Below are 13,595 nucleotides of genomic sequence, written 5' to 3'. Positions count from 1 at the left end.
CGGACATTTCTGCGCAGGGATAAAGTCAGAAGGCAGCGCAAACTAGCAGTGTAGCCGAGAGGCTAACCGCTGTCCAGCCCAGCCCGCAAGTCGTCGCGGAACGCGCCTCGGCTTCCCCCGAAAGGGGGACTGACCGGGCCGCTCGGAACGCGGCGGACCTACGGAACCGCTCGGGTGCGGCGGCCGGTGGTGCCGCCGTTGCCAATACCCAAGAGGTGGCCGTTGCAAGCGCGGAAGGTCTTGCTGGTGTCAGCGTGCCTGGCGGCCCGGGGCCGCGTCAAGGGCCGGTCTCGTCAGCGACACGTGTTTCCCACCGACGGACGACCGGCCGGCCCCGCCGCACCGCCGGGTACCGGGCGCCCACGCCCTGCTCAGACCGTTGCTGGCGGTCCCAGCACGAACACGGCGGGCGACGATCCCGAATTCGGATCGCCGCCCGCCGCGTCGGATTGTGCCCTGGCTCACGTGAGCCGGGCGCGCCCGGTACAGCCCCAATTACTTGAGGGTGACCTTGGCGCCCTCGCCCTCGAGCTTGGCCTTGGCCTTCTCGGCGGTCTCCTTGTTGACCTTCTCCAGGATGGCCTTCGGCGCGGCCTCGACCGCGTCCTTGGCCTCCTTCAGGCCCAGGCCGGTCAGCTCACGCACGACCTTGATGACCTGGATCTTCTTGCCACCGTCGGCCTCGAGGACGACGTCGAACTCGTCCTTCTCCTCCTCGACCGGGGCGGCCGGGCCGGCCGGGCCCGCCGGGCCGGCGACGGCGACCGGAGCCGCGGCGGTGACCTCGAAGGTCTCCTCGAACTGCTTCACGAACTCGGAGAGCTCGATCAGCGTCATCTCCTTGAACGCGTCGAGCAGCTCGTCGGTGCTGAGCTTCGCCATGTCTGGCGTCCTTTCCTAATGTTTGACTAAGAACGTGGGTGCGCCGGGGGGCCCTCAGGCCGCCTCGGCGCCCTCCTTCTCGCGCTTGTCCTGCAGCGCTGCCGCCAGCCGGGCGGTCTTCGACAGCGGGGCCTGGAACAGGGCCGCGGCCTTGCTCAGGTTGCCCTTCATCGCGCCGGCCAGCTTGGCCAGCAGCACCTCGCGGGACTCCAGGTCGGCGAGCTTCGTGACCTCGGCCGCGGAAATGGCCTTGCCCTCGAAGACGCCGCCCTTGATGACGAGCTTCGGGTTGGCCTTCGCGAAGTCGCGAAGCCCCTTCGCCGCCTCGACGACGTCGCCCGAAACGAAAGTCAGCGCGGTAGGACCGGTGAACAGCTCGTCGAGCCCGGAGATACCCGCGTCGGTCGCGGCACGCTTCGCCAGCGTGTTCTTCGCGACCGTGTAGGTGGTCTCCTTGCCGAGCGAGCGCCGCAGCTGGGTGAGCTGGGAAACCGTCAGACCACGGTACTCGGTCAGCACCGTAGCGCCCGCGTTGCGGAAGTTCTCGGTCAGCTCGACGACGGCCGTGGCCTTGTCGGCCCGGATCGGCTTGTCCGCCATGTCCCTCCTCTCTCGTTGCTCCAGGCTGGTCCACCGGGAAGCCGGCAGGCTTCCGCGGTACCGGAGGGGCCACGACAACGAGAAAAGCCCCGGCGCAGGGCGCACGGGGCGAGGGCCGGCCGATCGCACCGCAGTCGGTGGACCACGGGAACAGAGCCGAGTTTCGCTTGCCGCCCTGCGCGGGTCGCCCGTCGAAGCGGGACCTTCGACCGTGCCGGAGCACGGTGACCAGCGGTCTCTGGGTGGTACTTCGCGCCAAGGTTACGCGACACGCCCCGCGACCGCCAAATCGCCCCCGGGTGCGCCCCGTCACTCCCCCGCCGGTGATCGACCCCGCTCGCCGCGCACCGGGCCCGCAGCGGCCCAGCGAACGCGAGGTGCGGCACCCGGGCGGTCGCGATCAGGCGCGGGCCCGCCGGCGCCAGGCGTACCCGGCCAGGGCCGTGGCGCTCCAGGCGACCGCCCACCCGCTGAGCAGCGCCACGGTGGCGCCGGACGGGCCGGCGGCAATGGCCCGGGCGGCGGGCATCACCGGGGGCGCCAACCACGGCACCACCGAGTCGGACAGACCCAGGACCAGCGTGCCGACCACGCCGAGCGCCAGCACCGCGACGCCATACCCGGCGCTGCCCGTGACCGCCCGGCTGGCCAGCGCGCCGAGCGCCACGGCGGCCGGCAGGGCGAGCAGGTGCGCCCAGACGCCGAGGGCGACGCCGGCGGCCAGGGACCGGCCGCCCGGCGTCACCTGGCTGGTCACCCCGCCCACCAGCCACGGCAGGACCAACCCGACGGCGACCGTGCCGAGCCCGGCCACGACCGCCGCGAGCAGCCCGGCGGCCCGCTCCCGGGCCGCCCCGGCGAGCACCAGGGCCAGCCGGCGCTGCACGTCCGGCTCGACGTCGAGCAGGATCTTGGTCTGCCACGCCAGCACCGGGAACAGCACCACCGCCGAGACGCCGTACGCCTCGGCCGGCTGCGCCCGACCGCCGCCGTACAGGACGCCGAGGGCGAGCAGCCCGGCCAGCAGGGGCGCGACCGCCCGTCCGGTACGCAGGAAGCCGGCCAGCCGCAGCCGGACCAGCCCGCTCACCGGCCCACCCGCCCGGCCGGCCCGGTTGCCGGCACGCCCCCGCCCGCCCCGTCGGCAGGGGCCGGCGGACCGCCCGGTTCACCGGCGACCGGTGTGGCCGGCGCTCCGGGGGCGGGGGCGTCGGGCGGGGCCGCGGCGCGTACCCCGAGAACGTGGTGGCCGTCGGCGCGCAACCTGGCGACGGTGCCGGCCGCCCGCGCGGCCGGGACCGCGACCTCGACCACGACGAGCGCCTCGACCGGCGCGTCGGCCGACGCCCGCGCGGTGACGGTGCCGTCGGCGACGGTCCAGTGAGTGGCGCCCGGTAGCCGCGCCGTCTCGCCCCGGTGGTCGCTGACCAGCACCGACCCGCCGGCCGCCAGCACCTCGTCGATCAGCCCGGGGACCAGTTCCCGGGCCGCGGTGTCGAGGCCCTCCCAGGGCTCGTCGAGAATGAGCAGGCCGGGCCGGCGCAGCATCGCCTGGGCCAGGCCGACCTTCTGGGCCGTGCCCTTGGACAGCTCGGGAAGGCGCACGCCCCGGAACCGGGTCAGGCCGAGCCGCCCGGTCCACCGGTCGACCGCCAGGTCGGCCTCGCTCCCGCCCAGCCCGGCCACCCGGGCCATCCCGGCCAGGTAACGCTGCACGGTGAACGGCTGGTCGGCGGGGAACCGTTCCGGTACCCAGCCGACGTGCCGCGGGCGGTCGACGACCCGGCCCCGGGTCGGCCTGAGCACCCCGGCCGCCAACTGGAGCAGCGTCGACTTGCCGGCGCCGTTGCGGCCGACCACCACCGCGGCCTCGCCCGGGCCGAGCCGCAGGTTCGCCTCCCGCAGCACCCACGGACCGCGCCGGCCGTATCGCAGCCAGACGTCCTCCCACCGCATGCCGCGAGCCTGCCACACCGGACAGACGGATGGGGCCCCGCCACAGCTCGTGGCGGGGCCCCATCGAGGCAGCGGTGCTCAGGCCTCGGTCGCGCCCTCCTGGAGGTTCTTCACCAGGTTCGGGTCGACCGGCACGCCCGGGCCCATCGTGGTGGTGAGGGTGATCTTCTTCAGGTACTTGCCCTTCGCCGCCGACGGCTTGGCCCGCAGCACCTCGTCGAGGACCGCGGCGTAGTTGTCGACCAGCTGGGTCTCGGAGAACGAGGCCTTGCCGATGATCAGGTGGAGGTTGGAGTGCTTGTCCACCCGGAAGGTGATCTTGCCGCCCTTGATGTCCGAGACGGCCTTGGTGACGTCCATGGTCACCGTGCCGGTCTTCGGGTTCGGCATCAGGCCGCGCGGGCCCAGGATCCGCGCGATCCGGCCGATCTTGGCCATCTGGTCCGGCGTGGCGATCGCCGCGTCGAAGTCGAGCCAGCCGCCCTGGATCCGGGCGACGAGCTCGTCGGTGCCCACCTCGTCCGCACCGGCGGCGGCGGCCTCCTCGGCCTTCGCGCCGGCGGCGAAGACGATCACGCGGGCGGTCTTGCCGGTGCCGTGCGGCAGGTTGACCACGCCGCGGACCATCTGGTCCGCCTTGCGGGGGTCGACGCCGAGGCGCATGGCGACCTCGACCGTGGCGTCGAACTTGGCGCTGGTGGTGTCCTTGGCGATCTTGACCGCCTCGGCCGGCGTGTAGAGCTTCGACCGGTCGATGACCTCGGCGGCCTTGCGGTAGGTCTTGCTGCGCTGCATTTCTGGTTACTCCTGTGGTCTATGGCGGGCCGCGGCGTCCGCGTGCCCTCCCACGAACTGATCGGGAAGCAGTGACCGAGGTCAGTCGGCGACGACGATGCCCATCGACCGGGCGGTGCCGGCGATGATCTTCTCAGCCTGCTCGACGTCGTTGGCGTTGAGGTCGGACATCTTCTTCTCGGCGATCTCCCGCAACTGGGCGCGGGTGACCGAGCCGACCTTCTCCTTGTGCGGGACGCCGGAGCCCTTCTGCACGCCGGCGGCCTTGATCAGCAGCCGGGTGGCGGGCGGGGTCTTCAGGATGAAGGTGAAGGAGCGGTCCTCGTACACGCTGATCTCGGCGGGGACGACGTCGCCCCGCTGGGACTCGGTCTGCGCGTTGTAGGACTTGCAGAACTCCATGATGTTCACGCCGTGCTGGCCGAGCGCGGGGCCGACCGGCGGCGCCGGAGTGGCCTGGCCAGCCGGCAGCTGAAGCGTGAACGTCTTGACGAGCTTCTTCTTCGGAGGCATGTCTCTTCCTGGGGCTTGGAACTGGGAAAGGTGCCGGCCGGGGGCGCGCACGGTCAGCGCGAGGCGACGGCCGACGTTCTAGGGTAGCGCAACGCTCCGCCGCCCCCTGCGCCGAGGTCCGGCGAGGGGGCGGAACGGGTACGCCGGCGGCGGGCTGCTGCCCACCGCCGGCGACCGGAACGTCAGATCTTGGTGACCTGGTTGAAGTTCAGCTCGACCGGGGTCTCCCGGCCGAAGATCGACACCAGCACCTTGAGCTTCTGCTGGTCGGCGTTGATCTCGCTGATCGTCGCCGGCAGCGAGGCGAACGCGCCGTCGGTGACGGTGACCGAGTCGCCCACCTCGAAGTCCAGAACCTTGATCTCGGGCTTGGCCTTCTTCTGCTCGGTCTCGATCGACGGGGCGAGCCACTTGATCACCTCGTCGAGGCTCAGCGGCGCCGGTCGGTCGGCCCGGTCGGTCGCCCCCACGAAGCCGGTGACCCCGGGGGTGTTGCGCACGCAGGAGTAGGACTCCGCGGTCAGCTCCATCCGGACCAGGATGTAGCCGGGGAACACCTTGGCCTGGATCTGGGACCGCTTGCCGTTCTTGACCTCGACCTCTTCCCGGGTCGGCACCTCGACCTGGTAGATGTACTCCTCCATGTCGAGGGAGGTGATCCGGGTCTCGAGGTTGGTCTTGACCTTGTTCTCGTAGCCGGCGTACGAGTGCACCACGTACCAGTCACCCGGCGCGTAGCGCAGCTTCTGGCGCAGCTCCGCGACCGGGTCGTAGTCCACTTCCGGGGCGGGCTCGGTGGTCGGAAAGTCCGGCTCGCTGGCGGCCTCGACCGACTCATCGTTGGCCGCCGTCGCCACCGCGGACTGCTCGTCCGTGGTCTCGGCGGTCTCGTCGTACTCAGGCACGCTCGCTCACTTCCGTCACTATCGGCTTGAGTCAGCCGGTCAGCTGGGGTTGCCGAAGACCCACAGCACGCCCTTCGCGAAGGCGTAGTCCAGGCCGGCCACGATCGTCAGCATCACGGCGACAAAGGTGACGACCACGGCGGTGTAGGTCAGCAGCTCCTTGCGGGTAGGCCAGATGACCTTACGCAGCTCGGCCACGACCTCGCGGAAGAACCGCGCGATGCGGGCGAACAGCCCCACCCGCTCGGTGTCCTTGCGGGTCTTCCTCTCATCGGCCGACTCGGCCTTGGCCCGCGCCCGGGTGGCCGTGCCACCACGGGAGACCGGCTCGTCCGCGTCGGTGGCGTCGTCGGCGGCCACGTCGTCGACGACCTCGTCGTTCAGACGGTCGTCGTCGCCGGCGTCCTCGCTGCGCCGCTTGTTCTCGGCCACTTCGCCCTCCGTCGCGGAATCGGGTCGCACGCCGGTGCGGCATGCGCGGCGCTGGTCACGCCGGCCGGACCAACCGTCCCGCGACGGGCCGCGGCCGGCGGATCGACGGACGGGCCCGATGCCTCGGAACCACCACGCCGATACCACCACCACGGGCCGGACGCCGCCGGTTGGCGGCGCGACCCACGGGAACGGTCAGGCCTGAGGCGCAGGGGTGACAGGACTTGAACCTGCAGCCTGCGGTTTTGGAGACCGCTGCTCTGCCAATTGAGCTACACCCCTGTGCGGCAACGCTCGCCCGACCCGGCCATGAAGCACCGGGCGGGGTCACTTGCCCCACGGCGGACCAGTGTACGGGTAGCGACGCCACTTTCCCAACCGGTCCACCCCCTCGCGTGGCGGAATCCCCTCAGCGGGGCGTCCGGATCACCGCCCGGGCCTGCGAGAGCACCTTCTCCCCCCGGCACGTCGCGATGATGTCCAGCCTGGTCAGGCCCTCTTCGGTGGTGTCCTTGACCTTGGCGGTCACCTCGACCTCGGTGCCGTCGTCGTCGTCCGGAACGACCACCGGACGGGTGAACCGGACCCCGTAGTCGACCACCGCGTCGGGCGCGCCGGCCCACTCGCTGACCGCCCGGCCGACCAGGGCCATGGTGAACATGCCGTGCGCGATCACCCCGGGCAGGCCGACGCCGGTGGCGAACCGGTCGCTCCAGTGGATCGGGTTGAAGTCGCCCGAGGCGCCCGCGTACTGGACCAGGTCGGCCCGGGTGACCCGGAAGGTCTTGGTGGGCAGCTCCATGTCAGGCCTCCCCGCGTACGACAAGCTTGGACCAGACGGCGACCACCGGCTCGCCGGCGACGGTGGTGACATCGGTGCGGGTGGTCAGGAAGTCGTGCCCGCCCCGGCTGCTGATGGCCTCGATCGTGTTCGCGCAGACCAACTCGTCACCGGCCACCACCGGGCGGGTGTACGCGAACCGCTGGTCGCCGTGGACCACCCGGCTGTAGTCGACGCCGATCGCCGGGTCGTCGATGATCTGCCGGCTGGCGGCCATCGTCAGCACGATGGGGAAGGTCGGCGGTGCGACCACGTCCGGGTGACCGAGCGCCCGGGCGGCCTCCGGGTCGTGGTACGCGAGGTCGGCGGCGCCGATCGCGGTGGCGAACTCGCGGATCTTCTCTCGGCCCACCTGGTAGGGGGCGGTCGGCGGATAGGTCCGGCCGACGAAGGACTGGTCCAAGGGCATGCCCGAGAACCTACACGGAAAGCACGAAAGCCGACCCGGGGGCGGACGTGCGGCAGAAGCCGCGCATCCGTTCCGGATCGGCGATCGGGTGTCGAGTGGCCGGCCTGCGCCGGCGGTGGGTCAGCGGGTCTCGCGGTGGACCGTGTGCCGGCCGTCCCGGGGGCAGAACTTCTTCAGCTCGATGCGGTCCGGGTCGTTGCGGCGGTTCTTGCGCGTGATGTAGTTGCGCTCCTTGCACTCCACACACGCCAAAGTGATCTTCGGCCGGACATCGGTAGCCTTCGCCACGGCGGAGTGCCTTCCTCGCTAACGGTCAACAACTAAAGCGCCTCAGCTTACGTGCTGAGAACGCGGACATGCAAAGTGGGCGCCTGTGGCGCCCATCCCACCGACCACCGGGAACGAACCCGGAGGACGAGAGTAGCGGTGGCCGGAATTGAACCGGCGACACAGCGATTATGAGCCGCTTGCTCTGCCATCTGAGCTACACCGCCGCGGCGGGCCCCACCGGACCCTTTGAGCCCCCTTACGGAATCGAACCGTAGACCTTCTCCTTACCATGGAGACGCTCTGCCGACTGAGCTAAGGGGGCTTGCACGATCACTCGGTGGCCGCGCAGAGGTAAGAGTACACGGCCCCGCCCCGGAGGTGAAATCGGATCCCCCCGCCGTCGGGTGGGTAAACGTCCGCCCAGGTCAGCGCCCCTTTGGAGCCGGCGCGTCAGGGGACGACGCGCAGCCGGCGGACATCCGGGCCGACGAGCGCCTCGGACTCCAACTGGGCCCCGAACCACGCCTCCAGCCGCTCGTACGGCAGCGGACGGCTGAACAGGAAGCCCTGGCCGATCTCGCAGCCGATGTCCTGGAGCAACTCCAGGGTCAGCTCGCTCTCCACGCCCTCGGCCACCACCGCCAGGCCGAACTGCTGGGAGAGGGTCACCACCGCGTTGACGATGGCCAGGTCACTCGGGTCGGTCGCCATGCCCTGCACGAACGACCGGTCGACCTTCACCTCGTGCACCGGCAGCCGACGCAGGTAGGCCAGCGAGGACGAGCCGGTACCGAAGTCGTCCACCGACAGCCGGACGCCGAGGTCGCGCAGCCGGCGCAGGGTCGGGATCGGGCGGTCGGTGCCGTCCAGCACCCCGGCCTCCCGGATCTCGAAGGTGAGCCGCTGCGGTGGGACGTCGTACTCGGCCAGCAGATCACGCACCTGGTCGGGGAAGTGCCGGTCGATGAGCGTACGGGCGGAGAGGTTGACCGCGACGGCGAGCGGCTGCTCGGCGTGCGTCCAGTCCCGGCTGCGCCGTAGCCCCTCCCGCAGCACCGCCTCGGTCAGCCGGCCGAGCTGGCCGGTGTGCTCGGCCACCGCCACGAAGTCCTCCGGGGCCACCTCGCCGTGTGCCGGGTGCTCCCAGCGGGCCAGGCACTCCACCCCGACCAGGCGGCGGTCCCGCAGGGTCACCTTGGGCTGGAAGTAGACCTCCAACGCGCCGTCGTCGAGGGCCCGGCGCAGGTCACCGGCGAGGCCGAGCCGGCGCAGCGACCGGGACTCCAGAGCCGGGTTGAACAGCTGGATGCTGCCGGGCATCGACTTCGCCGCCGACGCCGCCAGGTCGACCCGTTGCAGCAGGGTCGCCGCGTCGCTGCCGTGGTCGGGGTGCACGGCCACGCCGACCGCGGTGTCCACGTCGAGGGTGAACGCGTCGAAGACCATCTCGGCGCGGATCTCCTCGCGCAGCCGCGTGGCCAGTTCCAGCGCCGCCTCGGCGTTCTCCAGCCGCAGCGTCACCAGGAACTCGTCGCCGCCGGCCCGGCCGACCAGCGACGAGGACGGCGCGGAGGCGCGCAGCCGGGCGGCGACCTCGGCGAGGACCTGGTCCCCGGCGGCGTGGCCGAGCGACTCGTTGACCTGGCGCAGCCCGTCGACGTCGAACAGCAGCACGGCCACCACCTCGCCCGGGGCACGGATCTTCACCGCCTCGTCGAGCGCGCCGGAGATCCGCCGCCGGTTGGGCAGCTTGGTCAGCGTGTCGTGGTACGCGTCGTGCCGCAGCCGGTCGACCAGCCGGGAGTTCTCCAGGGCCACCGCCGCGTGCGCGGCCACCGTCTCGATCACCGGCACGTCGGCCGGGGTGAAGTGGCCGAGGCTGCTGAGCCGGTTGACCACCTCGAGCGTTCCGATCACCGCCTCCCCCGAGCGCAGCGGCACGATGATCGCGTCCTTCGCGGGGGCGGTCCGCAGCATCGCCAGCTGCTCCCGGTCGCCGCCGAGCCGGGCACCGAGCGCGACGGTCTGCCGCTGCTGCACCACCCGCTCCCGGACCGCCGCGGGGATCTTGGAGAAGTCGAGCAGGCCGTGGCCGTCCACCCGGGCGGTCAGCAGCACCTCCGGATGCCGGCCCTGGGCGGGCAGCCACAGGGTGGCGTACTCGGCCTGCATGAGGGCGCGGACCCGGCCGAGCAGCGCGTCCGGCAGGGTGCCGTCCTGGCCGCTGCGGGCCATGGCCCGGGTCAGCTCGTAGATGTCGGCGAGGCTGCGGTGCTGGCGGAGGAACTGGGCGTACGCCCGGTAGACCACGGCCACCGTCACCGCGAGCGCCCCGAGCACCAGCAGCGACCAGTAGGTGGCGGTCACCGCGAGCAGGATGATCAGGCCGACGGTGGCGTTCACGCCGGCGACCAGCAGCGGCACGGTGGACGTGCGGACCACTTCGAGCCCGGCCTGCCAGCCCTGGAGCAGGGTGATCACGCCGACCACGGCGGCGAGGGTGACCAGGGTGATGGTGCTGACCGCCGCGAAGAGGATGCCCCAGGTGCCGGGCCCCACGCCCCGGATCGGGGGGAGCGCCAGCAGGACCAGGGCGGCGAGGGAGGTCGCCGCGGCGGAGCGGGCGACGTTGAAGGCGAACTTGGCCGGACCGAGTCGCCGCCGGAGTTGGGCGATCAGCGCGGCGAGGGTGGCGACCAGCACCAGGGTCAGCGGCGGCAGGTAGTACAGGGCGAGGACCAGCGGGATCTCGGTGATCGTGGCCGAGAACGTCTGCCGCCGGACGACGAAGCTCAGGACCGGCAGGTGGGCGGCGACCAGGGCGGTGAGCAGCAGCAGACCCAGGCCCCACTCGCCGAACGGCTCCCGCTCCACCAGCGCGATCAGCAGGCAGCAGATGACGGCGAGGAACGCCAGCGGCCCGGTTATCAACCAGGCGAGGTCAGTCCCGCGTCGTCGCACGGCTGTCGCACGGCTCGTCATCCTGCTCCCTTGTCGTCACCGAGAGTGAACTCCGCGCCGATGCCTGGTCGCTACCGCCGCCGCCCGGTCACCCGGGCGGCGGCAGGTGTCACACGAACCGGGAAGAACCTAGTTCCACTCGAACTCGAGGGTCGCCAGCCCGCCAGCGGGCGGAGCACCGGCGACGGAGGCTACCGAAGCGACGCCGGAGGCGAGCGCGAAGAGCATCAGGGTCATGCCGAGCAGCCGACCCAGCTTTTGAGTAGGCATCTGTGGGGCTCCTGTCACGAAACGGGCAGCACGGGGGGCGTGAAGATTCCATGATGGTGCCACACACACTGAGAGCAACAAAGCCCTCGGTGGCCTGGCTCCGCCTGGTCGGCAGCAAGTCCGACCGATCGGTAGGACGCCCTGCCTGGCGGGGCGATACCCCCGCGACCTCGCCTTCCACGCCTCGCTTCATTTGGCGAACACTCGGACCTAATTCGCCAATCACGGGGCAGTCCCCGGAAACTCATTGAGTGCCTCTAAAGCCTTGAGTGCCTCTAAAGCCGCATGGCGCTTCGCTCCGGAACAGCACACCACAGTAGAGCAGATATCGAAAGGGACCGTCGTTCTCCGGACCCCACCCGGCCGCGCTCCACCTCGTGGCGGCAGCCCGGGAGGGGGTCCGCCTTCTACGCCGACGGGCCACCGACGCCTCGGCCACCCGACCGGCCCACCGCCCGCTCGCCCTCGACCGAGTACCTGACCAGGCGTACCGCGCATCGAACCACCGAACGTGCCGAACGTGCCGATCCGGGTCACCCAGGGCCTCGAACGGGCGCACCGACCGGTCGTTCGTCCCCCCTGGCGCGCGGCCCGGAATTCCGCGTCAGGAGCCGGTTCGTGCTCGCCCTCGGCGCGGTCGCCGCTTCCACCACCGGCCCCAGCCTCCCCCGCCCACCCGGGCCGGGCGGGCCCCGAGGGGGGACGGCTGATCGCGTTAGGGTGGGGAATGGCAAAGGTATTGATCTCAGCCGACATGGAGGGCGTCTCCGGCATCGTCCACTCCACCGAGACCAACCCCGACCGGTACGACTATGAGCGTGGCCGGGCGCTGATGACCGCCGACGTCAACGCCGTCGTCGCCGGGGTGCTGGACGCGGAGCCGTCGGCCGAGATCGTCGTGGTCGACGGGCACGGTCCCTTCCGCAACCTGCTGGTGGAGGATCTCGACCGGCGGGTGCGGCTGATCCGCGGCCGACCCCGCCCACGGGGCATGCTGGCGGGGCTCGACGACGACGTGGACGCCGTGTTGTTCGTCGGCTACCACGCCCGCGCCGGCACCGGCCCCGCCACGCTCGCCCACACCATGAGCGACGCCGTCCTCGGCGTACGGCTCAACGGGCGTGAGGTCGGCGAGATCGGCATCAACGCCGCCCTGGCCGGTCAGCACGGCGCCCCGGTCGTGCTGCTCAGCGGCGACGACGCAGCCTGCGCCGAACTGCTGGAACTGGTGCCCGAAGCCTCGACCGTCCCGGTCAAGCGGGCGCTGGGTCAGCTCGCCGCCGAGGTGCTGCACCCGGCGGTCGCGCGCGACCGGCTCCGGCAGGGTGCGGCCACCGCGATGGGACGACGGGCGCAGGTGCCGCCTCTGTCGATCAGCGGTCCGGTGGCGCTGGAGGTGGATCTGCACAATCCCGCCGCCGTCGACATGGCGACGCTGATCCCGGGCGTCGAGCGCGCCGCCGGCGCGCGGACGGTCACCTTCACCGGCCGAGACGTCGCCGAGGCGTACGACGTGGTCCAACTCCTCGTGCAGCTCGCCCAGGTCAAGAACGCCTGACCGGTACGCCGGGGGCGCGTACCGCTGCACGATCAGTTCTCGGGCGGGACCGCGCACAGGATGTCGGCGCAAAATCTGCCGGTCGGCGGCGGCCCCGATTCGATCCGATCGGGGAGCGACCGAACGGGCCGGAGAACTGGGAGCGACACGACGACAGCGGCCCCGACCAGCATTCCTGCTGGTCGGGGCCGCTGGTGCACCTGGTGGCGGGGAGGATTCGAACCTCTGAAGCTTTCGCGACGGATTTACAGAGCGCCAACTTGAGAGCGCTGACCTGGTTTAATCCTTTGTCCCTGCCTGCTGGCGACACAAGGGCGACACGCACTCACGTCTCCGGTAGATCGACCCCGGGTGGAAACTCGCCGTCCGACCCTCGGTCGAAGATTGGCGGTACGTCTAACTTCGCCCCGTCGAAGGACACCCGTCCGCCCGAGAACGCCGCTCCACCGAAGGACACCTCCCCGCCCGAGAAGGCCGTTTGTTCGAAGGACACCCATCCCCCGGAGAGCGCCGCTCTGGCAAAGGACATCCGTCCGCCCGAGAAGGCCGTTCGTTCGAAGGACACCCACCCGCCGGAGAATCTCGCCCCGTCAAAGGACATCCGCGCGCCCGAGAACTTCGCAAGGTTAAAAAACACCCACCCGCCGGAGAACCTCGCCCCGTTAAAGAACACCCGACCGCCGGAGAACCTTGCCGCGCCGAAGGACACCCGCCCGCCCGAGAAGGCCGTTCGTTCGAAGGATACCGACCCGCCCGAGAACCTCGCCCCGCCGAAAAAAACCTCTCCCTCCGAGAAGGTCGCCCGTTCAAAGGAGACCCGTCCACCCGAGAACTCCGCCCGTTCGAAGGACACCCGCCCACCGGAAAACACCGCGCCTGAGAAGTCGCCACCGTCGAAGGTGGCCCCAGTGAAGTCGAAGTCGCAGCCACACCATGAGTTGGTTGCCTCTTCTGTGCTTCGTAGGTGCCTGCCGATGAGGCGGATCACCGTGTGCCGTACCTCTCGCTCCTCACGCGCGTACCGCGTCGCTTCTTCGGCCTGCTTCCGCCCTTCGCGCCCCGCCACGGCAGACTGACTGTCGCTCCCCTGTGCAGGTGGAGGTGTGTAAGGCATACGGAGGTAGGCGCAGAGGACGTCGATGCAGGTTTGCCGGCTCTCAAGCCAGTCATCAGCCAGCCCAGCCATGGCGTACACCCCGGCTA

Annotated in this window: 15 protein-coding genes and 3 tRNA genes; 1 reads left to right on the top strand and 17 read right to left on the bottom strand. The window is 71.0% G+C overall.

The genetic code is table 11. The annotated features are described in order from the left end of the window. Positions 1–495: 495 nt before the first annotated feature. From rplL to C5N14_RS31945, 16 genes are all read right to left on the bottom strand, one after another. A complete protein-coding gene (gene rplL, locus C5N14_RS01985) occupies positions 496–882 on the bottom strand; it encodes a 50S ribosomal protein L7/L12 (RefSeq protein WP_117665090.1) in 387 nt (128 codons plus the stop codon). 54 nt (positions 883–936) lie between these two features. Continuing rightward, on the bottom strand, positions 937–1,482 hold the full coding sequence (rplJ, locus tag C5N14_RS01980) for a 50S ribosomal protein L10 (protein ID WP_117665089.1): 546 nt from the start codon (positions 1,480–1,482) through the stop codon (positions 937–939). A 400-nt stretch (positions 1,483–1,882) separates the two neighbouring features. Further along, complete coding sequence (locus tag C5N14_RS01975; protein WP_117665088.1) at positions 1,883–2,572, bottom strand: hypothetical protein; 690 nt, start codon at positions 2,570–2,572, stop codon at positions 1,883–1,885. Continuing rightward, positions 2,569–3,438 carry an ABC transporter ATP-binding protein gene (locus C5N14_RS01970; protein ID WP_117665087.1) on the bottom strand — a complete coding sequence of 290 codons (870 nt, stop codon included), beginning with the start codon at positions 3,436–3,438 and terminating at the stop codon, positions 2,569–2,571. The genes C5N14_RS01975 and C5N14_RS01970 overlap by 4 nt, the downstream gene beginning before the upstream one ends. 78 nt (positions 3,439–3,516) lie before the next feature. Then, a complete protein-coding gene (gene rplA, locus C5N14_RS01965) occupies positions 3,517–4,233 on the bottom strand; it encodes a 50S ribosomal protein L1 (RefSeq protein ID WP_117665086.1) in 717 nt (238 codons plus the stop codon). An 81-nt stretch (positions 4,234–4,314) separates the two neighbouring features. Then, positions 4,315–4,746 carry a 50S ribosomal protein L11 gene (rplK, locus tag C5N14_RS01960; protein WP_117665085.1) on the bottom strand — a complete coding sequence of 144 codons (432 nt, stop codon included), beginning with the start codon at positions 4,744–4,746 and terminating at the stop codon, positions 4,315–4,317. Positions 4,747–4,928: 182 nt separating this feature from the next. Then, the gene (nusG, locus tag C5N14_RS01955) at positions 4,929–5,651 is read right to left on the bottom strand and encodes a transcription termination/antitermination protein NusG (protein WP_117665084.1); all 723 of its coding nucleotides are present in this window, start codon (positions 5,649–5,651) and stop codon (positions 4,929–4,931) included. Positions 5,652–5,690: 39 nt separating this feature from the next. Continuing rightward, positions 5,691–6,083 (bottom strand): preprotein translocase subunit SecE, encoded by a 393-nt coding sequence (gene secE / locus C5N14_RS01950; RefSeq protein ID WP_117665083.1) that lies wholly within the window; start codon positions 6,081–6,083, stop codon positions 5,691–5,693. 209 nt (positions 6,084–6,292) lie between these two features. After that, positions 6,293–6,365, bottom strand: a tRNA-Trp gene (locus C5N14_RS01945). 127 nt (positions 6,366–6,492) lie between these two features. Continuing rightward, positions 6,493–6,885, bottom strand: coding sequence for a MaoC family dehydratase (locus C5N14_RS01940; RefSeq protein WP_117665082.1), 393 nt, complete (start codon positions 6,883–6,885; stop codon positions 6,493–6,495). Position 6,886: 1 nt separating this feature from the next. Further along, positions 6,887–7,333 carry a MaoC family dehydratase N-terminal domain-containing protein gene (locus C5N14_RS01935; protein ID WP_117665081.1) on the bottom strand — a complete coding sequence of 149 codons (447 nt, stop codon included), beginning with the start codon at positions 7,331–7,333 and terminating at the stop codon, positions 6,887–6,889. 120 nt (positions 7,334–7,453) lie between these two features. After that, positions 7,454–7,621, bottom strand: a complete 168-nt coding sequence (rpmG, locus tag C5N14_RS01930; protein ID WP_007073056.1) for a 50S ribosomal protein L33 — start codon at positions 7,619–7,621, stop codon at positions 7,454–7,456. 133 nt (positions 7,622–7,754) lie between these two features. After that, positions 7,755–7,827: transfer RNA gene (locus tag C5N14_RS01925), tRNA-Met, on the bottom strand. Positions 7,828–7,852: 25 nt separating this feature from the next. Then, a tRNA-Thr gene (locus C5N14_RS01920) sits at positions 7,853–7,925 on the bottom strand. A 128-nt stretch (positions 7,926–8,053) separates the two neighbouring features. After that, positions 8,054–10,585 carry a bifunctional diguanylate cyclase/phosphodiesterase gene (locus tag C5N14_RS01915; RefSeq protein WP_117665080.1) on the bottom strand — a complete coding sequence of 844 codons (2,532 nt, stop codon included), beginning with the start codon at positions 10,583–10,585 and terminating at the stop codon, positions 8,054–8,056. A gap of 108 nt (positions 10,586–10,693) precedes the next feature. Beyond that, the gene (locus C5N14_RS31945) at positions 10,694–10,834 is read right to left on the bottom strand and encodes a hypothetical protein (protein ID WP_165878016.1); all 141 of its coding nucleotides are present in this window, start codon (positions 10,832–10,834) and stop codon (positions 10,694–10,696) included. Between the two features lie 727 nt (positions 10,835–11,561). Here C5N14_RS31945 and C5N14_RS01910 point away from each other — a divergent pair. Beyond that, on the top strand, positions 11,562–12,392 hold the full coding sequence (locus C5N14_RS01910) for a M55 family metallopeptidase (protein WP_117665079.1): 831 nt from the start codon (positions 11,562–11,564) through the stop codon (positions 12,390–12,392). 325 nt (positions 12,393–12,717) lie between these two features. On the opposite strand, the gene C5N14_RS01905 is transcribed toward C5N14_RS01910, so the two are convergent. Continuing rightward, positions 12,718–13,595 (bottom strand): pentapeptide repeat-containing protein (locus C5N14_RS01905; RefSeq protein ID WP_207892589.1); only part of this gene is annotated, 878 nt, incomplete at its 5' end.

The organism is Micromonospora sp. MW-13 (assembly GCF_003434305.1).
Lineage (GTDB): Bacteria > Actinomycetota > Actinomycetes > Mycobacteriales > Micromonosporaceae > Micromonospora.
The sequence above is the reverse complement of the archived record's forward strand: the minus strand, read 5'-3'. Positions and strand labels throughout refer to the sequence as shown.

Coding starts and splice junctions, on each gene's coding strand:
- rplL (WP_117665090.1), bottom strand. CDS start 882: ATGGCGAAGCTCAGCACCGACGAGCTGCTCGACGCGTTCAAGGAGATG.
- rplJ (WP_117665089.1), bottom strand. CDS start 1,482: ATGGCGGACAAGCCGATCCGGGCCGACAAGGCCACGGCCGTCGTCGAG.
- C5N14_RS01970 (WP_117665087.1), bottom strand. CDS start 3,438: ATGCGGTGGGAGGACGTCTGGCTGCGATACGGCCGGCGCGGTCCGTGG.
- rplA (WP_117665086.1), bottom strand. CDS start 4,233: ATGCAGCGCAGCAAGACCTACCGCAAGGCCGCCGAGGTCATCGACCGG.
- rplK (WP_117665085.1), bottom strand. CDS start 4,746: ATGCCTCCGAAGAAGAAGCTCGTCAAGACGTTCACGCTTCAGCTGCCG.
- C5N14_RS01940 (WP_117665082.1), bottom strand. CDS start 6,885: ATGGAGCTGCCCACCAAGACCTTCCGGGTCACCCGGGCCGACCTGGTC.
- C5N14_RS01935 (WP_117665081.1), bottom strand. CDS start 7,333: ATGCCCTTGGACCAGTCCTTCGTCGGCCGGACCTATCCGCCGACCGCC.
- C5N14_RS01915 (WP_117665080.1), bottom strand. CDS start 10,585: ATGACGAGCCGTGCGACAGCCGTGCGACGACGCGGGACTGACCTCGCC.
- C5N14_RS31945 (WP_165878016.1), bottom strand. CDS start 10,834: ATGCCTACTCAAAAGCTGGGTCGGCTGCTCGGCATGACCCTGATGCTC.
- C5N14_RS01910 (WP_117665079.1), top strand. CDS start 11,562: ATGGCAAAGGTATTGATCTCAGCCGACATGGAGGGCGTCTCCGGCATC.